At 61.4% G+C, this 19,393-nt stretch carries 19 protein-coding genes; 8 read left to right on the top strand and 11 right to left on the bottom strand.

Features of this window, described 5'->3' with window-relative positions; all coding sequences use genetic code 11:
• Nucleotides 1-35 precede the first annotated feature (35 nt).
• From AC5QPF_RS18260 to AC5QPF_RS18250, 3 genes are all read left to right on the top strand, one after another.
• The gene (locus AC5QPF_RS18260; protein WP_196135676.1) at nucleotides 36-1,154 is read left to right on the top strand and encodes an aromatic ring-hydroxylating oxygenase subunit alpha; all 1,119 of its coding nucleotides are present in this window, start codon (nucleotides 36-38) and stop codon (nucleotides 1,152-1,154) included.
• Between the two features lie 120 nt (nucleotides 1,155-1,274).
• The gene (locus AC5QPF_RS18255; protein ID WP_494959228.1) at nucleotides 1,275-2,234 is read left to right on the top strand and encodes a 2Fe-2S iron-sulfur cluster-binding protein; all 960 of its coding nucleotides are present in this window, start codon (nucleotides 1,275-1,277) and stop codon (nucleotides 2,232-2,234) included.
• Between the two features lie 146 nt (nucleotides 2,235-2,380).
• A complete protein-coding gene (locus AC5QPF_RS18250; protein ID WP_494959227.1) occupies nucleotides 2,381-3,469 on the top strand; it encodes a PAS domain-containing protein in 1,089 nt (362 codons plus the stop codon).
• Between the two features lie 116 nt (nucleotides 3,470-3,585).
• On the opposite strand, the gene AC5QPF_RS18245 is transcribed toward AC5QPF_RS18250, so the two are convergent.
• On the bottom strand, nucleotides 3,586-4,650 hold the full coding sequence (locus AC5QPF_RS18245; RefSeq protein WP_196135673.1) for a tartrate dehydrogenase: 1,065 nt from the start codon (nucleotides 4,648-4,650) through the stop codon (nucleotides 3,586-3,588).
• A gap of 208 nt (nucleotides 4,651-4,858) precedes the next feature.
• Between AC5QPF_RS18245 and AC5QPF_RS18240 the strand changes: the two genes are divergently transcribed.
• Entirely contained in the window at nucleotides 4,859-5,770 is a 912-nt protein-coding gene (locus AC5QPF_RS18240) for a LysR substrate-binding domain-containing protein (RefSeq protein ID WP_494959226.1), read from the top strand.
• A 24-nt stretch (nucleotides 5,771-5,794) separates the two neighbouring features.
• Here the strand turns inward: AC5QPF_RS18240 and AC5QPF_RS18235 are convergent, their stop codons facing one another.
• Nucleotides 5,795-6,316, bottom strand: a complete 522-nt coding sequence (locus AC5QPF_RS18235) for an SRPBCC family protein (protein ID WP_196135671.1) — start codon at nucleotides 6,314-6,316, stop codon at nucleotides 5,795-5,797.
• A gap of 88 nt (nucleotides 6,317-6,404) precedes the next feature.
• On the opposite strand from AC5QPF_RS18235, the gene AC5QPF_RS18230 reads away from it, so the two are divergent.
• Nucleotides 6,405-7,310 carry a LysR substrate-binding domain-containing protein gene (locus tag AC5QPF_RS18230; RefSeq protein ID WP_494959225.1) on the top strand — a complete coding sequence of 302 codons (906 nt, stop codon included), beginning with the start codon at nucleotides 6,405-6,407 and terminating at the stop codon, nucleotides 7,308-7,310.
• Between the two features lie 236 nt (nucleotides 7,311-7,546).
• On the opposite strand, the gene fdhE is transcribed toward AC5QPF_RS18230, so the two are convergent.
• From fdhE to fdnG, 4 genes are read right to left on the bottom strand one after another with little or no spacing between them, the layout of a single operon-like run.
• Nucleotides 7,547-8,434 carry a formate dehydrogenase accessory protein FdhE gene (fdhE, locus tag AC5QPF_RS18225; protein WP_494959224.1) on the bottom strand — a complete coding sequence of 296 codons (888 nt, stop codon included), beginning with the start codon at nucleotides 8,432-8,434 and terminating at the stop codon, nucleotides 7,547-7,549.
• A complete protein-coding gene (locus AC5QPF_RS18220; protein WP_494959223.1) occupies nucleotides 8,431-9,072 on the bottom strand; it encodes a formate dehydrogenase subunit gamma in 642 nt (213 codons plus the stop codon). Before AC5QPF_RS18220 ends, fdhE begins: the two co-directional genes overlap by 4 nt.
• Nucleotides 9,069-9,962, bottom strand: coding sequence for a formate dehydrogenase subunit beta (gene fdxH / locus AC5QPF_RS18215; RefSeq protein ID WP_494959222.1), 894 nt, complete (start codon nucleotides 9,960-9,962; stop codon nucleotides 9,069-9,071). Before fdxH ends, AC5QPF_RS18220 begins: the two co-directional genes overlap by 4 nt.
• 10 nt (nucleotides 9,963-9,972) lie before the next feature.
• A complete protein-coding gene (gene fdnG, locus AC5QPF_RS18210) occupies nucleotides 9,973-13,023 on the bottom strand; it encodes a formate dehydrogenase-N subunit alpha (RefSeq protein ID WP_494959221.1) in 3,051 nt (1,016 codons plus the stop codon).
• A 303-nt stretch (nucleotides 13,024-13,326) separates the two neighbouring features.
• On the opposite strand from fdnG, the gene AC5QPF_RS18205 reads away from it, so the two are divergent.
• Nucleotides 13,327-13,674, top strand: a complete 348-nt coding sequence (locus tag AC5QPF_RS18205; RefSeq protein ID WP_494959220.1) for a hypothetical protein — start codon at nucleotides 13,327-13,329, stop codon at nucleotides 13,672-13,674.
• Nucleotides 13,675-13,778: 104 nt separating this feature from the next.
• A complete protein-coding gene (locus AC5QPF_RS18200) occupies nucleotides 13,779-14,672 on the top strand; it encodes a universal stress protein (protein ID WP_494959219.1) in 894 nt (297 codons plus the stop codon).
• 197 nt (nucleotides 14,673-14,869) lie between these two features.
• Here AC5QPF_RS18200 and AC5QPF_RS18195 read toward each other — a convergent pair whose 3' ends face one another.
• On the bottom strand, nucleotides 14,870-15,889 hold the full coding sequence (locus AC5QPF_RS18195) for an alpha/beta hydrolase fold domain-containing protein (protein WP_494959218.1): 1,020 nt from the start codon (nucleotides 15,887-15,889) through the stop codon (nucleotides 14,870-14,872).
• Between the two features lie 160 nt (nucleotides 15,890-16,049).
• Between AC5QPF_RS18195 and AC5QPF_RS18190 the strand changes: the two genes are divergently transcribed.
• Nucleotides 16,050-16,931: a LysR substrate-binding domain-containing protein gene (locus AC5QPF_RS18190; protein ID WP_494959217.1), complete on the top strand. Its 882-nt coding sequence runs from the start codon at nucleotides 16,050-16,052 to the stop codon at nucleotides 16,929-16,931.
• On the opposite strand, the gene AC5QPF_RS18185 is transcribed toward AC5QPF_RS18190, so the two are convergent.
• From AC5QPF_RS18185 to AC5QPF_RS18170, 4 genes are all read right to left on the bottom strand, one after another.
• Entirely contained in the window at nucleotides 16,921-17,484 is a 564-nt protein-coding gene (locus AC5QPF_RS18185; RefSeq protein ID WP_494959216.1) for an NUDIX domain-containing protein, read from the bottom strand. The genes AC5QPF_RS18190 and AC5QPF_RS18185 overlap by 11 nt on opposite strands.
• A 2-nt stretch (nucleotides 17,485-17,486) precedes the next feature.
• Complete coding sequence (locus tag AC5QPF_RS18180; RefSeq protein ID WP_494959215.1) at nucleotides 17,487-18,239, bottom strand: FCD domain-containing protein; 753 nt, start codon at nucleotides 18,237-18,239, stop codon at nucleotides 17,487-17,489.
• An 87-nt stretch (nucleotides 18,240-18,326) separates the two neighbouring features.
• Entirely contained in the window at nucleotides 18,327-18,716 is a 390-nt protein-coding gene (locus tag AC5QPF_RS18175) for a carboxymuconolactone decarboxylase family protein (RefSeq protein ID WP_075804592.1), read from the bottom strand.
• Between the two features lie 178 nt (nucleotides 18,717-18,894).
• Nucleotides 18,895-19,380, bottom strand: a complete 486-nt coding sequence (locus tag AC5QPF_RS18170; RefSeq protein WP_494959214.1) for a flavin reductase — start codon at nucleotides 19,378-19,380, stop codon at nucleotides 18,895-18,897.
• Nucleotides 19,381-19,393: the final 13 nt, after the last annotated feature.

Below are 19,393 nucleotides of genomic sequence, written 5' to 3'. Positions count from 1 at the left end.
TTACAAAACGCGCACTGCGCAGCCTGGAGAAAGAGATGACCAAATTCCAACGCCTGCCGGCTGATTTTTGCAGCAATCATGAAAAGGCCTTCACCATCCCGGCCACGTTCTACACCAACCAGGAAGTGTTCGAGCACGAGAAGGAGCAGATCTTTGCTCATAGCTGGATCTGTGTCGGCCATCGAAGTGAGGTGGCAGAGAACAATGACTACATCACTCGCGAGGTGATTGGTGAAAGCATCATCGTGCTTCGCGGGCGCGACAGCGTGCTGCGCGCCTTCTACAACGTGTGTCCGCATCGTGGGCATCAGTTGCTTCAAGGCAGCGGAAAAGCCAAGAACGTGATCGCATGTCCGTACCACGCCTGGACCTTCAAGCTGGATGGTGACCTGACTCACGTTCGCAACTGCGATCAGGTCGAAGCCTTCGACAAAGGCGATTACAGCCTCGTCCAACTGCGCGTCGAGGAGTATGCAGGCTTCATCTGGATCAACATGGACAATGATGCAGGGTCTGTGGAAGACCAGTTGCCAGGCCTGCAAAAGAGCATGCGCGATGCTTGTACAGTTATCGACGACCTGCAGTTGGCTGCCCGCTTCGTGAGCAACACGCCGGCAAACTGGAAGTCGATTGTTGATAACTATCTGGAGTGCTACCACTGCGGCCCGGCGCACCCAAGCTTTGCCGACTCGGTAGACGTTGGTCAGTACGGTCATACGCTCCATGGCAACTGGACTCTGCAGTACGGCGTCGCCAAATCCTCCGAACAATCGTTCAAGGTAGACGAGTCGGTGAAGGACCCTTCTTTCGCCGGCTATTGGGCCTGGCCGTGCACGATGTTCAACGTGCCGCCAGGAGCGAACTTCATGACTGTCATCTATGAGTTCCCTGTCGATGCAGAGACCACTCTGCAGCACTACGACATTTACTTCCTCAACAAGGAAATCACGCCAGAGCAGCAGGTGCTGATCGACTGGTACCGCGAAGTCTTCCGTCCAGAAGACCTGCGACTGGTTGAAAGCGTGCAGAAGGGCCTCAAGTCGCGAGGCTACCGTGGCCAAGGCCGCATCATGGTCGACAAAGAGCGTTCCGGTATCAGCGAACACGGCATCGCTCACTTCCACAACCTCATCGCGGTTGCTCACCTGGACTAATAAAGTGCCCCCGCCGTAAGGGCGGGGCAGTCCATACCTATCGTTCAATCCGGACCTACGATCCGAAGAAGTAATGCCAGGGTGGCGAGGCCGTCGCCCTGTGCGGAGTTGAGGTGCAAGATGGCCAGTTCTTACGAGATGTTCAGTGTGCAAGTGATTGAGGTTGAACAAGCGACTCCGCAGATCAAGCGTTTCACGCTTGCGCGAGCCGATGGCCAGCCAATGCCGGCCTTCACTGGTGGTAGCCACGTGATCGTGAAGATGGCGGAAGGCCTCAGCAATGCTTACTCCTTAATGAGCGATCCCCGAGATCTTTCCCACTACCAGATCGGGGTGCGGTTGGAGGAGCAATCCAAGGGTGGTTCCGCCTTCATGCATGAAAAGGTTGAGGTCGGTACCCAGCTGACAATCTCGAGACCGAACAACCTGTTCGGTCTCGACTCTTCCGCGGGCAAGCACGTGATGATCGCCGGTGGTATCGGGATTACACCTTTCATGTCACAGCTTCACGAACTGGAAGGGGGAAGCACTCCGTACGAGCTTCATTATGCGTTTCGTAGCCCCGACCACGGCGCATTCCAAGGTCAACTGGTGGACGGCCCGCATGCGCAAAGCGTCAGCCTGTACGTCGATAGCCAGGGACGTCGTCTGGACCTAGTCGCTCTGTTCGCAGGCCTGGCCGAAGATGCCCACGTATATGTGTGTGGCCCTAAGCCTCTGATCGACGCAGTTATTGAGGGAGCCAAGGCCGCAGGCATTGCAGATGCTCGGGTACACTTCGAGCAGTTCGCTGCCACTCCGGCTGCGGGCGGTGCATTTACGCTTGTGCTCGGAAAGTCCGGGCGAGAGCTGCAGGTTGAAGAAGGCATGTCCATTATTCAGGCGATCGAAAACGTCAAAGCCGCTCAGGTCGAATGCCTGTGCCGTGAGGGTGTTTGCGGTACGTGCGAAACACGCATCCTCGAAGGCGAAGCTGAGCACTTCGATCAATACCTCTCGGACGAAGAGAAAGCATCCCAGAAAACCATGATGATTTGCGTCTCCCGGGCACGTGGTTCCCGATTGGTCATTGATCTCTAAGCTCCCGCCCCAGCGTGCGGCGACGCCTGAATGGGCAGCGCCGCTGCGCTTCAGGTCCTAGCTAAGAGCTTGCCTACCTCAGTCTGTAACCCATGGGTTAACAGATGTGTATACTGGCAGCCAAGCCCTTCTCGGACCGTTACCTCATGCAGGAAAACAGCTTCGCCTTCCGTCTCAAGGAGTTGCTTGAGCACAATAAGCTGACCCTTCAGGCGGTCGGTACCGCACTCGGCATTTCCCGCACCGCCGTCCATAAATGGACCAAAGGCGGCGAGATTGACTACGACAATCTGCGAAAACTTGCCGACTTTCTTCGCGTTAATTGGATCTGGCTCCGCTACGGCCAGGAAGCGCTGAACAGCGTTCAGAATGCCGAGCCCGTTGAGTTGCCAATGACAGATCTACGCCGGCGCTACGCTGCTGAGATCATGGAAAGCGAAGCGCGAATGAAGCTTGCCCAGGAAGCGGCGCGTATCGTTACCTGGGAGTGGAACCTGATCAGCGACGAGGTTACCTATTCGTCAAACGTGCAGGATGTCTACGGCTGGACCATCAGCTCAAACGAAGACTTTTGGCGCCACCTCCCCGAGCAGGACGTTGCGGCGATGCAGGCGATGTACGACCGGATCATCGCTTCCGGGGAGAACTGCGACTATGACTACCGGATGTACCAGCCGGATATGAGCGTGCGGTGGATCTCGTCCCGCTCGACGGTTGTGCACGACTCTGCGGGCCGACCAATCAAAGTCGTCGGCATAAGCATGGATAACACCGCCAGAAAGCTGGTGGAGGAAGAGCTGCGAAATAGTGAGGAGCGGTTCCGCTCGATCTTCGAACTGACAGGAGGCGCTCTCGCATTCATCCAGCTGGATGGACGGTGGCAGCGTGTCAACGACAGCCTATGTGAGCTACTAGGTTACACCCCGCAAGAGCTGGGTGCCTTGAGCTTTCAAGAGATCACCCACCCCGATGATTTGGCGCGCAACCTGAGCATGCTCAATCAGCTGTTGGCGGGCTCGATCAACCGTTACGTTGTCGATAAACGCATTCTCTGCAGCGATGGCAGTTACAGGTGGGTAAGGGTTAGGACCTCCATTCAGAGGACGCTCGACGGCTCGCCGGAATACCTCATCAGCGTTTTCGAGGATATCAACGAGGCCAAAGTCGAGCTGCAAGAGATGCAGGGACGGATCAAGGACCTGGAAGCGAAGCTGGTGGGTAGCTCGATCTCTTGAAGGTACTGCCCACTTCTGGGGAGTAGCCGCGCGCATGGGGCTGCGCCGATAACGGCGCAACCTCGGCACTCACATTTGAAGAAGAGCTGCCCTGTGTTGCGCGGCTTTTCACTTGCTCAAACAAGACAGGCGATCGCCTCACCGATTTCCGTGGTCGATGCGGTTCCGCCAAGATCTCGAGTTCGAGGGCCCGTCTTCAGCACATGCTCAATAGCCTGAAGAATGGCATCGTGCGCCTCTCGCTGCCCCAGGAAATCCAGCATCAGTGCGCCCGACCAGATCATGGCGATGGGGTTTGCAATGTTTTGCCCGTAGATGTCCGGCGCGGAGCCGTGCACCGGCTCGAACAGGCTGGGGAAGTTGCGCTCAGGATTGAGGTTGGCGGAGGGGGCAATACCAATAGTGCCGGTTGTAGCAGGCCCCAGATCGGACAGGATGTCACCAAACAAGTTGGTTGCGGCAACCACGTCGAAACGACCAGGCTGCAACACAAAGCGTGCGGCCAGGATGTCGATGTGCTGCTTGTCCAAAGTGACCTCGGGATAGCCCTTGGCAACGTCATCGGCGCGTGCATCCCACCAGGGCATGCTGATCGCGACGCCGTTGCTTTTGGTTGCCAGCGTTACATGCTTACGTGGACGGCTTTGCGCCAGGTCGAACGCGTACTTCAGAAGGCGATTGGCGCCTTGGCGCGAATAGACCGATTCCTGTATGACGATCTCTCGCTCCGTGTTCTCGTACATGATCCCACCCAGAGAAGTGTATTCCCCTTCGGTGTTTTCGCGGACCACGTAGTAGTCGATGTCACCTGGCTTGCGATTAGCCAGAGGGCAGGGCACACCGTCGAAGAGTCGTACCGGCCGAAGGTTGATGTACTGATCGAACTCACGTCGAAACTTGAGCAGCGACCCCCACAGAGAAATGTGGTCTGGCACAGTGTCGGGCCAGCCGACCGCGCCGAAGAAGATTGCGTCCATACCCGAGAGCTGCTCCTTCCAGTCATCGGGCATCATCTTGCCGTGCTCGATGTAGTAGTCGCAGCTCGCCCATTCGAAGATGTGGTACTCCAGGCCGAAGTCGAAACGTTGGGCCGCGGCTTCCAGCACCCTGAGCCCCTCTGGCATTACCTCTCTACCGATCCCATCACCAGCGATAGCCGCGATCTTCAGGGTTTTGCTCATGCTTCTGGTACTCCCAAGCTGTAGTAACTTGCTGGATTGGACGAGACAGCTCAGACGCCGGCCGGCGCTCCTTGAATGCTGGGGCACGACAGGCTGGTGTGCAGGGTGTTAATGACCCCGATGAGATGCCTACGACACTGTTTGACTCAGCTTAAAAGTTTCCTGTAAGAGATCAATTGAGCCTCTGAGGAATGAGTATTTACAGTTCATGAACAATCTGCCTTTGAACGAGGACCTTCGCGTCTTCGTTGCAGTAGCCCGGAAAACCAGTTTCAACGCAGTGGCAGAAGAGTTTGGTGTGTCAGCTGGCTATGTCAGCAAGCGCATTCGGATTTTGGAGGATTCGCTCGGCACCAAGCTGCTGCATCGAAGTACACGCCGGGTGTCGATCACCGAGGAAGGAGAGCGGGTCTTTCACTGGGCATTGCGTGTATTGGACGATCTCGACCAGTTGATCCAGGAGGTATCAACTGTTCAAGGAGAGCCCCGTGGTCTGTTGCGGATCTGCAGCAGCTTCGGCTTCGGCCACAAGGTAGTCGCGCCACTGATTTCCCAAATGACTGCAGCCCATCCGGGCCTTAGCGTGCGCTTCGAAATGTTTGACCGTATCGTCGACATTGCATCTGAAGGTTTCGATCTCGATGTGCGCATAGGCGATGACATTGCACCACACCTGATTGCCAAAAAGCTCGCATCAAACAGGCGTATCCTCTGCGCCGCGCCGTCTTACCTCGACCGCAAAGGGACGCCAAAATCGCTGGACGAACTCGCTCGTCACGACTGTCTGGTCATCAAGGAGCGAGATCACCCCTTCGGTGTATGGCGATTGAGGAACGGCGCAAACACCGCAAGCGTGAAGGTCACGGGTCCACTCTCGACCAACCACGGCGAAGTGGCGGTCGAGTGGTGTGTCGACGGGCGCGGAATACTCCTTCGATCACTGTGGGATGTAGGGCCTCAGCTGGCTTCGGGTGCCCTGGTGCAGGTGTTGCCGCAATGGGAGCAAGAAGCGAACGTCTGGGCCGTCTACCCAAATCGCCTCAGCCGTTCGGCAAAAGTCCGCACCTGCGTCGAATTTCTCGCGTCCCATCTGGCGGTTGCTGACCCTGGCAAGCGCTAGTCAACGGCCTCGATGCAACGTGAATCAGTGCCCGAATGCCTGCTTGGCCTGGCGCGCCGCTTTCACTAAACCTTCCAGCCAGTCTTGGTGGCCGTTGATCATTGGATTGGGTTTGGCGCTGGCCAGTTCTTCAGCAGGCTTACCCCTCTGGGTTTCTTGAGTGAGGATGCGCACTCGGCCGTGCGATAGATCTTCGATGAGCCATGCATGGTGCACGTCCAGGCGTGTTTCACCTTCACCGGCCCAACCGTGCCAGGCAATTCGGCCTGGCGTGTTTCCAGTGGGGGGAACGTATTCGTTGCACTGCGCTTCGACCGGGAAGCCAAACGTCTCAAAATAGAAGCGCACGCCGTCTTGAAGGTCCGGTTCGGCATGTCCATGAAAGATGACATTTGCCGAATTGCTGTAGTAGGTGGGCCATGCGGCCGGCTGGCTCAGCAGTGGCCAGATGTCTGCAGCTGAGAGACTGGCGACAATCATCTCATTCGAAGCGAAGTTTTCGGTGAGGCCGGGCAGATAGCCTTCTGGCCAGATGATCTCGTTCATAGGGAGTTAGCACCTGATGGAATGGATTCGCTTCAGGATGGGTGCTAGCTTGAAATAACTCCAATCGCAAAAAATTATCCCATGCATCATGTCGGCTGATATCAGAAAGCTAGACCTTAATCTCCTCAGGACCCTGGATGCTTTGCTCGATGAGCGCAGCGTTACCCGCGCGGCTGATCGCCTGGCACTGACTCAGCCCGCTGTGACCGGCATGCTAAATCGGCTGCGGGAAAGCTTCGATGACCCTCTTTTCGTCCGGTCCCAACGCGGCATCATTCCAACGCCCCGTGCAGAGCAATTGGCATCGCCGATCAAGCAGTTGCTCGCGGACGTCGAGGGGATGCTGCAACCCCAGGCATTTAATCCGCTAACTGCGAAGTTGACCATCAAAATAGCGTCGACCGACTACGCATTACGGGCTGTCGTAGTTCCTTTTCTCGGTGCGCTTCGTCAGCAAGCCCCGAACATACGGGTGTCAGTCCTGCCTATCGATGATCAAAAGCTTCCTGCGCAGTTGGAGCGCGGCGATGTCGATCTGGCACTTATGACCGGTGACATAGCTGCACCTGATTTGCACACCACACCGCTTTTTGATGAGAGCTATGTCTGTGTCATGCGCGCTGATCACCCAGACGCTGCAGTTAACCCTATTTCGCTGGAGCGCTTTTGCGCGTTGGACCATGTCCTGGTATCCCCATCAGGCGGAGGGTTCCAAGGGGTCACCGATGAAGCGTTGCGCAAGATCGGAAGGTCCCGGCGCGTAACCGTGTCGGTTACGAGCTTCATGGTGCTGCCTGAAATCCTGATGGTCAGCGACCTGATAGCTGTAGTCCCTCGACGGCTTGTCACGCGTAACCTTGGTGTCGCTACTGTCGAGCCGCCGGTTGAGATCCCAGGTTTTGGCAAACTGCTGGCCTGGCATGAGAGAACGCATCGTGATCCTGGCTATCGTTGGATTCGCTCCATGCTGATTGAGGCCTCCAAACACGCATAGCGGCCCAGTCGATCAGGGGCTAAGACTTTGTACGACATCCCGCAACCCAGTTGACGACGCGGAAATCGAACTTTCATAAGTTTCCGGGCATTTACCGAAAGGAGTGCTGTGACGACAAGGCGTCTTTCACGACCGTCCGCTTTGGGTCGAAAGCGGTCAATCACGGTCGGCTGCTTTCGACCCAAGGCAGACGCAGACCCCTCAGTTAACCATGAACACATCAATCGCCACACCGCCTACCCCGGAAACAAAAACGGACTCACACCACTCCGCCCAAACCCCTCCCGCTCCACCTCCGCATCCAACCCCAACGTCGCCAGATCATCCGCCAGCACCTCCAGCTCCCGATCATGCTCCGGATAAAACACCTTCAAATAACTCTCACACTCCCCACAACTCTCCGCCTTCACCACCGCCCGCTCCGAATCCAGCGACCAGTAATCCAGCGCCCCCGTCCCCTCACAGTTACTGCACTTCACCCGCACCATATGCCAGCGACTCTCGCACAACCCACAGTGCAGATACCGCAACCCCGCCTGCGCCCCGGTCTGGATACTGCTGGCCACTGGCACCCCCGCACACACCGGACAATGCTGCCGCCCCTCGCCATGCGCCTTGCCCGCCGCCGGCAGATGCGCCGCCAACTGCCGGAAGTACAACGACAACGCCGCCCACACAAACAGCGCCTCCCCACTGTTCACCTGGTGATAATCCCCCCGCAACAGCGAGTCGGCATATGCCTCCAGCCGCCAGTCTTCCTCAGCCAGCAGATCCTCCAGCACCGCATGCTCGATAGTCTCCCCAAGCCCCCGCAATAACGCGCGCCAATGCGGATGCCGCACATGCCGCTGACAATCCAGCGGCGCGCCTTCACCATCGAGCAGTGCCGGCAAACCCGCCAATAAAGCAGGCGGCAACGGCATCCGCTCCAACAGGTACTGCTGGCTCTCCACCAACCCAGCCACAAAATCCAGATACCCCGCCATCGGATGCCCCACCGCCAGCACCCGCAACCGCGCCGCCCGCCTCAGGTAATCCCCCCCACGAAACGGCAACAACACCGGAACAATCTCCCCAACAGCAGCCTGCCCACCCTCCAGCGGCGTCATCCGGATACTGTTCATTTCCCTTTCCCGCCCTGCTTGGCGCTGATCTGCCGATACCACCGGTCATGGTGCGTCTTCGCCCAGCGATGGGACACATACCCGGTGACCATCCCGCGAATCGAGCCTTTGACCCAGAACGCCAGGTACGCATGCCCGATCACCAGCAGGATCAGCCCGATCCCGGCCAGCGCATGCACCAGCAACCCGATGCGAATCACCGGAATGGAAAACAACGGCGCAAACCAGGGCCGCCAGATCACCACGCCACTCACCAGCAGCAAGCTGATCAGCCCCATGATTCCCCAGAACAGCAGCTTCTGCCCGGGGTTGTACTTGCCGATCTGCAGCGCCGGCTCATGCTTGCCGGCGAGCACCTGGGGCACGTTCCTGAACCACAACCGATCTTCGGGCTCGGGCAGGTTGTAGCGCACGAAGCGGATGAACAGGAACACCAGCAACAGGAACACCACCACGCCAAAGAACGGGTGAAGAATCCGCGCCATCTGCGGCGTACCGAACACGGCGTTAAGCCCGTTCAGCGCCGGGAAGAACCACGACAGCCCGGACAGCGCCACCGTGAAGAAACAGATCACCATCAGCCAGTGGCTCGCCCGCTCGATGAAGCGCGTGCGCAGGATCATCTTGTCCTTGTTCATGCGTGGGTCTCCTCGTCGTGTTTCTCATCCTCGTCCACTTCATTCGGCCCGACGCCGACGTAGTGGAACACCGTGCCCGCCAGGGTGGCGAAGAAGGCCACCGCCGCCGCCGGCTTGAGCCAGCCTTTCCAGCCCTGCACCGCACTGCTGATGCGCGGGTCGGTGGGCAGCTTGTGGTAGAGGTGCGGCTTGTCGGCATGCTGCAGCACGTACATCACATGGGTGCCGCCCACGCCCTGCGGGTCATACAGGCCGGCACCGGCGAAGCCGCGGCCGTGCAGTTCGCGCACGCGCTCGGCCGCCACCTGCTGCATATCGGCCTTGCCGCCGAAGTTGATCGCGCCGGTGGGGCAGGTCTTCACGCAGGCCGGTTCCTGGCCGACCGATACCCGATCCACGCAAAGAGTACATTTGTACGCTTTGTTGTCTTTCTGGCTGATCCGCGGCACGTCGAACGGGCAACCGGCGATGCAGTAGCCGCAGCCGATGCAGTGCTCGGACTGGAAATCGACGATGCCATTGGCGTACTGGATGATCGCTCCCGGCTGCGGGCAGGCCTTGAGGCAGCCCGGGTCGGCGCAGTGCATGCAGCCGTCCTTGCGGATCAGCCATTCGAGGCGGCCGCTTTCGTTTTCCACTTCGTCGAAGCGCATCAGCGTCCAGGTTTCCGCCGAGAGGTCGGCGGGGTTGTCGTAGACACCGACGTTGTGGCCGACCTCGTCGCGCAAGTCGTTCCATTCGTTGCACGCGACCTGGCAGGCCTTGCACCCGATGCAGATGCTCACGTCGATCAGCTTGGCCACTTCGGCCTGGTGACTGCGCGCCTGGGGCGGCGGGGTCAGGCTGCTGGTGGCGGAGCGTTTGATGATGTCCTGGGACTGGTATGACATAGCTGCGCCCTCAGACCTTTTCCACGTTGACGAGAAACGCCTTGTATTCCGGCGTGTGGGTATTGGAGTCGCCGACCCCTGGGGTCAGGGTGTTGGCCAGGAAGCCCTTGCGCGTGCTGCCTTCGTAGCCCCAGTGGCAGGGGATGCCGATGGTGTCGACCTGCTGGCCGTCGATGGTCAGGCGCTGGATGCGCTTGGTCACCACGGCCTTGGCCTTGATATAGCCGCGCTTGGTGCTGACCTTGACGCTGTCGCCGTGAACGATGCCCTTGTCCGCGGCGAGCTTTTCGCCGATCTCGATGAACTGTTCCGGCTGGATGATCGCGTTGAGCCGCGAGTGCTTGGTCCAGTGGCGGAACAGCTCGGTGATGGAGTAGGTGGTGGCGACGTAGGGGAACTCGTCGCGCTTGCCCATCCGCGAGCGGTCATGCTCGTAGATCCGGGCAGTGGGGCTGTAGGTCACGGCCGGGTGCAGCGGGTTGCTGGCCAGCGGGCTTTCGGTGGGTTCGTAGTGCTCGGGGAAGGGGCCGTCGTTCATCGCGCCGCCGGAGAACAGGCGGCCGACGCCTTCCGGCAGCATGATGAACGGGCAGGTGGCCGTGCCGGGGGCGATGGTCGGGGCGAAGTCGGGGACGTCGACGCCGCTCCAGCGCGCGCCGTCCCAGGCGATCAGCTGGCGTTTCGGGTCCCAGGGTTTGCCGGCCGGGTCGGCGGAGGCGCGGTTGTAGAGGACGCGGCGGTTCTGCGGCCAGGCCCAGGCCCAGCCCGGGGTGTTGCCCAGGCCGACGTCGCTGTTGTCGCGGCGGGCCATCTGGTTGCCTTGCTCGGTCCAGGAGCCGGCGAATATCCAGTTGAAGCACACGGTGCTGCCGTCATCGCGCAGCTGGCCGAAGTCGTTGAGCAACTGGCCCTTGCGCAGGATCAGGTTGCCCTGGTCGTCGTGCAGGTCGGCGAGGGCGCGGCCGTTGGATTCCTTGGCCACTTCCTCGGGCTTGGGGTCCAGCGGGTCGGCGTAGTCCCAGGCCATGTTGAGGATCGGCGCGGGGTTGGCGCCGCCTTCCTTCTCGTAGAGCTCGCGCAGCTTCATGAACAGGTGGCCGAGGATCTTGCCGTCGTGCCAGGCCTCGCCGGGCGGCGCGGCGCCGGCCCAGTGCCATTGCAGCCAGCGCGAGGAGTTGACGATGGAGCCGTCTTCCTCGGCGAAGCAGGAGGAGGGCAGGCGGAAGACTTCGGTCTGGATCGCCGCGGTGTCGACGTCGTGCTGCTCGCCGTGGTTCTTCCAGAAGCTGGAAGTCTCGGTGGCCAGCGGGTCGATGATCACCAGGAACTTGAGCCTGGCCAGGGCTTGCTGGGCCTTGTTCTTGTCCGGGAAGGCGGCCACCGGGTTGAAGCCCTGGGCGATGTAGCCGTTGACCTTGCCTTCGTACATGCGGTTGGTGAAGTTGATGACGTCGTAGCTGTCATCCCACTTCGGCAGCCAGTCGAAGCCCCAGTCGTTATCCTTGGTGGCTTTGTCGCCCCAGAAGCTCTTCATCAGGCTGACGAAGAATTTCGGCGTGTTCTTGTAGTAGTTGACCTGCTCCGGCAGCAGCGCGGCGGGGGTGGTCTGCTTGAGGTAGGTGGCCAGGTCGACCTGGGCGTCGGAGGGCAGGTTCATGTAGCCCGGCAGGCGCAAGGAGAGCAGGCCGAGGTCGGTGTAGCCCTGGATGTTGGAGTGGCCGCGCAGGGCGTTGACGCCGCCGCCGGCCATGCCGATGTTGCCCAGCAGCAGCTGGATCATCCCCGAGCCGCGGATCATCTGCGCGCCGTTGGTGTGGTGGGTCCAGCCGAGGGCGTAGAGGAAGGTGGCGGTCTTGTCCGGGGCGCTGGTCTCGCCGAGGATCGCGCAGATCTGCAGGAAGTCTTCCTGCGAGGTGCCGCAGACGTTGCTGACCATCTCCGGGGTGTAGCGCGAGACGTGGGCCTTGAGCAGGTTCCACACGCAGCGCGGGTGGCTCAGGCTCATATCGCGTTTGGCGTGGCCGTTCTCGTCCAGCTCGTAGTTCCACGAACTGCGGTCGTAGCTGCGCTTGCTGGCGTCGTAGCCGCTGAACAGGCCTTCGTCGAAGTGGTAGTCCTCGCGCACGATCAGGCTGGCGTTGGTGTAGGCGCGCACGTACTCGTGCTGGATCTTGTCGTTCGCAATCAGCCAGTTGACCATGCCCATCAGGAAGGTCACGTCGGAGCCGGCGCGGATCGGTGCGTAGATGTCCGCCACGGCGGCGCTGCGGTTGAAGCGCGGGTCGACCACGATGACTTTCGCGCCGTTGCGGATCTTCGCCTCGATCACCCACTTGAAGCCCACCGGGTGCGCCTCGGCGGGGTTGCCGCCCATGATCAGGACCACGTTGGCGTTCTTGATGTCGACCCAGTTGTTGGTCATCGCGCCGCGGCCGAAGGTCGGCGCCAGGGCCGAGACGGTGGGGGCGTGGCAGACCCGGGCCTGGCTGTCGGTGCCGAGGATGCCCAGGGCGCGGGTGAAGCGCTGGTCCAGCGAGCCGGTTTCGCTGCTGGCTGCGGAAGAGCAGAGCATGCCGGTGCTGAGCCAGCGGTTGACCGTAGTGCCCTTGGCGTTCTTCTCGATGAAGTTGGCGTCGCGGTCGTCCTTCATCAGGCGGGCGATGCGTTCGATGGCGTAGTCCCAGCTGACCCGCTGCCATTTGTCCGAGCCCGGCGCGCGGTATTCGGGGAAGAGCAGGCGCTGTTCGCTGTGGATGTAGTCGACCAGGCCGGCGCCTTTCGGGCACAGCGAACCGCGGCTGACCGGATGGTCCGGGTCGCCTTCGATATGGAAGATCCGTGCCTTGGCGTTCTTCGCGCCGTCGCCGAGGCTGTACATCAGCAGGCCGCAGCCCACCGAGCAGTAGGTGCAGTTGTTGCGGGTCTCTTTGGCCCGCAGCAGCTTGTACTGGCGCGACTGGGTCGCCTGGGCCATGCCCGGGGCGAAGCCCAGGGTGGCACAGGTCGCGGTGGCGGCGCCCACGGTGCACAGTTTGAAGAACTGTCGTCTACCCAGTCCCATGATCATCTCCTTGTTGCGGCCGAGCCTGTGCGAGCGGCGCGCACGGGGGCGCCCGCCGGTAAAAGCGTCAGGATCGGTCAGTGGTCTTCAGGCCAAAGCATGCAGGGAATACGCGGTGGCCCGCTCTGGCGGCGGCCTGCAGGCGTATTCGCGCGCAGTGTATGCCCCTGTTTTTTGTGTGACTAATCGACCTTCTTGATGGGGTGATCGATGCCCTCTATTGGCGCACAAAAAACAGGGTTTTCGGCGACGGGCCCGGCGGTGCTACAGTCGCCTCCTTTTTTGCGCTCGACGAGGTGGAACATGCGTACAGGACTGGCGTTAATCGCCGCGATGCTGCTGGCGGGCTGTGCCTCGTCGGTGATCAACGAAGCGCGATCTGGCCAACCGGACAGGATTTTCAATTCGACCAAAGAAGCACTGAAGGTCGCCGAGTGCGTGCAGTTCAGCTGGCAGGACGAGGCGGTGTTTGGCGTGGATGCCAGTGGTTACCTGGAGCGGGAGAAGGAGCTGATCGTGGTTTCCACCCGGGGTGCCGAGTTCTTTGCTGATATCGCCGCCGGCGGCGAGGGCACCGTGGTCAAGTACTACGCCAAGACCAAGGGCCCGCTGGCCCAACGCCGTATGGCTGCCTTGGCTACCTGTCTGTAAACGTCGGCTTATACTTGAAGACGCCGCCGGCGCATCAGGCGCTGGCGCTGCCGCCCCAAGGCCGGGCGCGTTGATCTCCCAGGGAGGGGCGTTGGAGGTGTCCGATGCGCCAATATCAACGACTTTTCATGATCGCCTCGCCCAGCCTGCACCATACCCCGGCACTGGAGCGGGCCGTGGCGATCGCCAGGGCCACCGATGCCGCCCTGCACCTTGCTGTGTTCATCGAGGAAGGCGACCTGCTCGGGCGCATGGCCTCGGGCACGGCCCGGCGTCAATCGATGGAAGAGGAGGCCTGGACCTGGCTGCGCGACGAAGCCGCGCAACTGCGCCATGACGGCCTGGAAGTGAGCTGCGAGGTGCAGGTCAGCCGCCAGGTGATGAAGGACATGCTCGAGCATGTCGAGGAGATGGAGCCGGATCTGGTGATCAAGGACGTCCATCACGAGTCGGCCTTGCGCCGGGTATTCCTGACCCCGCCGGACTGGCAGTTGCTGCGCGATTGCGCGGTGCCGCTGCACCTGGTCAGCGACGTGCGCTGCCCGCTGCCGCGGGTGATCATCGCCGCAGTGGACACTCTGCACCCGGACAGCCAGCACACGCGAATCAACGAGCGGGTGATTCGTGAAGCGAATGCCATGGCGCTGCAGTGCGATGCCGATGTTCATGTGTTGCATGCCTGGGATGTGGCGCAGACTCGGGTCGCTGATTTTGGCGCGGGAGCGGTGACCATGCCCGGGTTCAACAGTGAGGTGCGGCGGTCGGCGCAACTGGCGTTCGAGCATCTGGCGGAGAGTCACGGGGTGCCGGAGGCGCATCGGCATTTCGTCACCGGGCCGGCCAGTCATGCGATTGCCGAGTATGCGGCGCACCACCGGGCGGATGTGATCGTGATGGGTAGCAGCCAGCGCAAGGGGGCGATGGGGTTGCTGGGGAGTACGACGGAGCATGTGCTGCAGCATCTGCCGTGCAATGTGCTGGCGGTGCGGGGGCAGTGATCCGGATCTGACAAAGCGGCTGGAGGCTGGCCCCCCCCTCACACACAGGCTCGGCAGTCAGCCTTGGTCTCTGCGGTGTGCCAGGGAGAGGGTGAGGCATACCCAAGGCTGACCGAGAACCTGCGTGGCTCCTGTGGGGGGCGAGCTTGTCGGAGCGCCGAGCCTTCGAGAAGGGCTGCATGGCAGCCCCGTGGACATCATTGCAGATGTGCTTTCAGCTCCACAGCCGCCTGGCGCATTGCCGCCTGCACTGCCGGTACCTTGGCCAGCGGGTTGAGCAGGCCGTAGTCGTGGATCATGCCGTTGTAGCGCACTGCAGTCACGGTCACGCCCGCCGCGTCGAGGTGACGGGCATAGGCTTCGCCTTCGTCACGCAGCACGTCGAATTCGGCGGTCTGCACCAGTGCCGGTGGCAGGCCCTGGAGCTGTTCGGCGCTGGCACGCAGCGGCGAGGCGTGGATCTGGGCACGCTGGCTCTGGTCGGTGGTGTAGCTGTCCCAGAACCATTTCATCATCCCGGTGGTGAGGAAGTGCCCTTCGGCGAACTGCTTGTACGAAGCGGTCTCGAAGCTGGCGTCGGTCACCGGCCAGAGCAATAACTGGAAGCGCAGGGCCGGGGTTTTCTTTTCCTTGGCCATCAGCGCGACTACTGCCGCCATGTTGCCGCCGACGCTGTTGCCGGCCACCGCCAGGCGCTTGCTGTCGACACCGATCTCCTTGCCATGCTCGGCGACCCATTGGGTGGCGGCATAGGCCTGGTTGATCGCGGTCGGGTAGTGGGCTTCCGGGGATGGCGTGTAGTCGACGTAGACTGCGACCGCACCAGAGCCGACCACCAGGTCGCGGATCAGGCGCTGGTGGGTCGGGAAGTCGCCGAGCACCCAGCCGCCACCGTGGAAGAACATGAACACCGGCAGCTCACCGGCGACCTTGGCCGGCCGCACGATCTTCAGGGTGACCTTGTCCTGGCCAACGCTGATGATCTTCTCGCTCACTTCAATGCCGGACAGGTCAACCTGAACCGAGGCCTGGGCACCGGTGAGCACCGCACGGGCGTCTTTGGGCGAAAGCTGTTCCAGCGGTTTGCCGCCGCCTTTGCCCAGCGCTTCCAGAAACGCCTGGGTGGTGTGTTCGACTCCCGGGCTGCCGGCCGCGAAGGCGTTGCCGACGGAGAGGGCGAGGAGGGTGGCGCCGAGGGTTTTGTTGAGGATGTTCATGTGCAGATTCCTTTTCTTCGCAATGAGTGTGGGCAGCAAGGTTGTGATCTTCAGCGCGGCGTTTCGTTTGGGCTGCGCTGTAAGGTGTGGCTAGATTATTGGGATGCGGAAAAGTGAAAAAGCCGTTATAAAGCGTTTAACTGTCTACTAGAGAGTGACAATGAACCCGTTCGAAGACATGCGTATCTTTTCCCAGGTCATGGAGTCCGGCAGCTTCACCGCTGCCGCCGACAAGCTGGGCCTGTCCAAGCAGTTCGTCAGCCGCCGGCTGATGGCCCTCGAAGAGCGTCTGGGGGTGCGCCTGCTCAACCGCTCGACGCGCCGCCTCGACCCCACGCCCCTGGGCCAGAGCTACTACGAATCCTCCCTGCGCCTGCTCAACGAGGTCGAGCAGGTGGAGCAGGGCATCGCCGGGCAAACCAGCGAGCCCCGCGGCACGGTGCGGGTCAGCGCGCCACTGTCGTTCGCCGTGGCGCACCTGGGCTGCCTGTTGCCGGAGTTCCTTGAGCGTTATCCGCAGGTCAGTGTCGAAGTGGACCTGAGCGACCGCTCGGTGGATCTGCTCGGCGAGGGTTACGACCTGGCGCTGCGCATTGGCGTGCTGGAGGACTCGACCCTGATCGCCCGGCGGCTGGCCGCCATCGACCGGGTCTATTGCGCGAGCCCCGACTACCTGGCGCGCAAGGGCACGCCATCACGTCCGGACGAACTCACCGATCACGATTGCCTGCCTTATGGTCATGGCCGGCAGGTGCAATGGCGCTTCCTCGAACAGGGCAAGCTGCGGGTAGTGACCGTGTGCGGACGCATGCGCGCCAACAACGGCGAGTTGCTGCGCGATGCGGCGATCAAAGGGATGGGGATTACCTACCTGCCGACCTTCATCGTCGGCGAAGCACTGGCGTCGGGGCAGTTGGTGCCGGTCCTGCAGGACTTCGTCACCGAGCCGTTGCAGCTCTCGGCGGTGTATCCGCAACACCGGCAGAGCGCAAGGCCGGTGCAGGCGCTGATCGAGTTCATGCGCGAGCGCCTCAGCGCATGAAGTGCACCTTGCCGCTGTCGTCGTTGCCCATGTAGATGCCATAGACCCCGGCCTGGCGTTCCTCGATGTAGCGTTCGAGGATCTGCCGGATCGCCGGGTAGTAGATGGCGTCCCAGGGCACTTCATCGGGGGCGAAGAAGCGGCAGTCCATGGTCTCCGGGCCATACTGGCCGGTGATTTCCACGGCCACGGCGCGGAAGATGATGTACACCTCGCTGATCTTCGGCACGCTGAAGATCGAGTAAGGCGAGACGATATCGGCGCGCACCCCGGTTTCTTCCCAGACTTCGCGCAGGGCTGCTTGTTCGGTGGTTTCCCCAGCCTCCATGAAGCCCGCCGGCAGGGTCCAGGTGCCAGGCCGCGGCGGGATGGCGCGCTGGCACAGCAGGTACTTGCCGTCGCGCTCGATGATGCAGCCGGCGATGATCTTCGGATTGACGTAATGGATATAGCCACAACCGCCGCACATCAGGCGGTCGTGGGTGTCGCCGTCCGGCCGTCCCTGGTGCAGCGCGGCGGAGCATTGCGGGCAGAAACGCGGGGCGGCGGGCATGATCAGCGGCCTATGCGGGGTTCTTTGATGGCGATGGGGGTCGCGATTTCACGGATCTTGCCGGCGTCCTCCTGCTTGGAGCGCAGGTAGTCCAGGGCCACTTTGGCCGCAGCGCGGACGTGGTCCACCGAGGCCTGGTGCGCGGCCAGCGGGTCGCCGCTCTTGATCGCCTCGACGATCTTTTCCATTTCCCGGTTGCTGGCGCCGCGGCGGTTTTCCTGGGACACCGAGGTGGCGCGCAGGTAGCTGATGCGCGCCTGCAACTGGCGCAACTGGGTGGCAGCGATATGGTTGCCGGAGCCTTCCAGGAGCACGTCGTAGAAGCCTTGCACCGAATCCAGCACCTGTTGCAGCTCGCCATCGGTGAGGGCGTTGCGGTTTTCTTCCAGGGCCTTTTCCAGGGCGCGGATGTCCTTGGCCTTGGCATTGAGGGTGAACAGCTGGACGATCAGGCCTTCGAGCACGCAGCGCAGCTCGTAGATGTCGCGGGCGTCTTCGAGGGTGATGATGGCCACGCGCGGGCCCTTGGCGTCGGCGAATTCCACCAGGCCTTCGGACTCCAGGTGGCGCAGGGCTTCGCGGACGGAGGTGCGGCTGACGCCGAGGCGGTCGCAAAGGTCGCGTTCGACCAGGCGATCGCCCGGCAGCAGATGGAAGTTCATGATCGCGCTGCGCAGCTTGTCGAGCACGATTTCGCGCAGGGTAACGGGATTGCGGTTGACCTTGAAGCTGTCGTCGAGTGGCTGGCGTTTCATCGTCTGCGCTCTGAAATTGGCTGTTGCCAGCGACATCGGAGCACGCGATACCGGGTGCTCCCTGCGGTGGTTTCGAACAGCCAGTATTTAACTGGTTGACTCCGAGTCGGCTTCGGCGAAGGCTTCGCGGGCCAGACGGAAGCTGTCCACGGCCGCGGGAACACCGCAATAGATACCGACCTGGAGGAGGATCTCGCGTATTTGTTCACGACTCAGTCCGTTGCGCAAGGCGCCGCGGATGTGCAGCTTGAGTTCGTGTGGCCGGTTCAACGCGGAAATCATTGCCAAGTTTATCATGCTGCGTTCTTTGAGCGACAAACCGTCTCGGCCCCAGACGTGGCCCCAGCAGTATTCGGTGACCAGTTCCTGCAGCGGTTTGGTGAAGTCGTCGGCGTTCTGGATGGAACGGTTGACGTAGTCTTCGCCGAGCACCTGGGTGCGGATGGCGAGGCCTTTCTCGTACTTTTCGTTGCTCATGCCGGTGGGTTCCTGCATCGGGTATGAAAACGGGGCGCCGCAACCGAAGGTGAGCGATTGCAGGCGGCGCCCCTGAAACTTTGTTGCTGGCCTTCAGGGCCTCATCGCGGGTAAACCCGCTCCCACAGTGACCGCGTAACTTGTGGGAGCGGGTTTACCCGCGATAGGGCCCCGGAGGTCAACCCAGGGGCGGCAGAGCCCCCAGTTTTCCCTTGTGGTAGATCATCGGCGTCACCGGCTGCTCGGGAAGAATCAGGTTCTTCACCTCGCCGACGATGATCGCGTGGTCGCCGCCGTCGTATTCACGCCACAGCTCGCACTCGATCACCGCCGTGGCATTGGCCAGCACCGGGTTGCCCAGTTCGCTCATATGCCAGTCGATACCCTTGGCCTTTTCCTTGCCTTTCCCGGCGAAGGCATAGGCCTCGGCGGTCTGGCCGGCGGCCAGCAAGTGGATGGCGAAGCGCTTGCTGTCGCGCAGGATCGGGTAGGTGTCGGAGGCGTAGTTGGGGCAGAACAGCACCAGCGCCGGTTCGATCGACAGCGCGCTGAAGGCGCTGGCAGTGATACCGACGATGCCGCCCTCGGCATCCAGCGTGGTGACGATGGTCACGCCGGACGGGAAGGAGCCCATCACGTCTTTGTAGATGCCGGGTTCGATCATGTCAGTTCACCTG

Source organism: Pseudomonas sp. Con_6 (assembly GCF_059379395.1).
Note: the sequence above shows the minus strand (reverse complement) of the source record. Positions and strands in the feature narration are given on the sequence as shown.

Coding starts and splice junctions, on each gene's coding strand:
- AC5QPF_RS18185 (WP_494959216.1), bottom strand. CDS start 17,484: ATGCCCGCCGCCCCGCGTTTCTGCCCGCAATGCTCCGCCGCGCTGCAC.
- AC5QPF_RS18195 (WP_494959218.1), bottom strand. CDS start 15,889: ATGAACATCCTCAACAAAACCCTCGGCGCCACCCTCCTCGCCCTCTCC.
- AC5QPF_RS18235 (WP_196135671.1), bottom strand. CDS start 6,316: ATGAACGAGATCATCTGGCCAGAAGGCTATCTGCCCGGCCTCACCGAA.
- fdxH (WP_494959222.1), bottom strand. CDS start 9,962: ATGTCATACCAGTCCCAGGACATCATCAAACGCTCCGCCACCAGCAGC.
- AC5QPF_RS18170 (WP_494959214.1), bottom strand. CDS start 19,380: ATGATCGAACCCGGCATCTACAAAGACGTGATGGGCTCCTTCCCGTCC.
- AC5QPF_RS18260 (WP_196135676.1), top strand. CDS start 36: ATGACCAAATTCCAACGCCTGCCGGCTGATTTTTGCAGCAATCATGAA.
- AC5QPF_RS18240 (WP_494959226.1), top strand. CDS start 4,859: ATGAACAATCTGCCTTTGAACGAGGACCTTCGCGTCTTCGTTGCAGTA.
- AC5QPF_RS18230 (WP_494959225.1), top strand. CDS start 6,405: ATGTCGGCTGATATCAGAAAGCTAGACCTTAATCTCCTCAGGACCCTG.
- AC5QPF_RS18255 (WP_494959228.1), top strand. CDS start 1,275: ATGGCCAGTTCTTACGAGATGTTCAGTGTGCAAGTGATTGAGGTTGAA.
- AC5QPF_RS18205 (WP_494959220.1), top strand. CDS start 13,327: ATGCGTACAGGACTGGCGTTAATCGCCGCGATGCTGCTGGCGGGCTGT.
- AC5QPF_RS18175 (WP_075804592.1), bottom strand. CDS start 18,716: ATGAGCAACGAAAAGTACGAGAAAGGCCTCGCCATCCGCACCCAGGTG.
- AC5QPF_RS18200 (WP_494959219.1), top strand. CDS start 13,779: ATGCGCCAATATCAACGACTTTTCATGATCGCCTCGCCCAGCCTGCAC.
- AC5QPF_RS18190 (WP_494959217.1), top strand. CDS start 16,050: ATGAACCCGTTCGAAGACATGCGTATCTTTTCCCAGGTCATGGAGTCC.
- AC5QPF_RS18220 (WP_494959223.1), bottom strand. CDS start 9,072: ATGAACAAGGACAAGATGATCCTGCGCACGCGCTTCATCGAGCGGGCG.
- fdnG (WP_494959221.1), bottom strand. CDS start 13,023: ATGGGACTGGGTAGACGACAGTTCTTCAAACTGTGCACCGTGGGCGCC.
- fdhE (WP_494959224.1), bottom strand. CDS start 8,434: ATGAACAGTATCCGGATGACGCCGCTGGAGGGTGGGCAGGCTGCTGTT.
- AC5QPF_RS18245 (WP_196135673.1), bottom strand. CDS start 4,650: ATGAGCAAAACCCTGAAGATCGCGGCTATCGCTGGTGATGGGATCGGT.
- AC5QPF_RS18250 (WP_494959227.1), top strand. CDS start 2,381: ATGCAGGAAAACAGCTTCGCCTTCCGTCTCAAGGAGTTGCTTGAGCAC.
- AC5QPF_RS18180 (WP_494959215.1), bottom strand. CDS start 18,239: ATGAAACGCCAGCCACTCGACGACAGCTTCAAGGTCAACCGCAATCCC.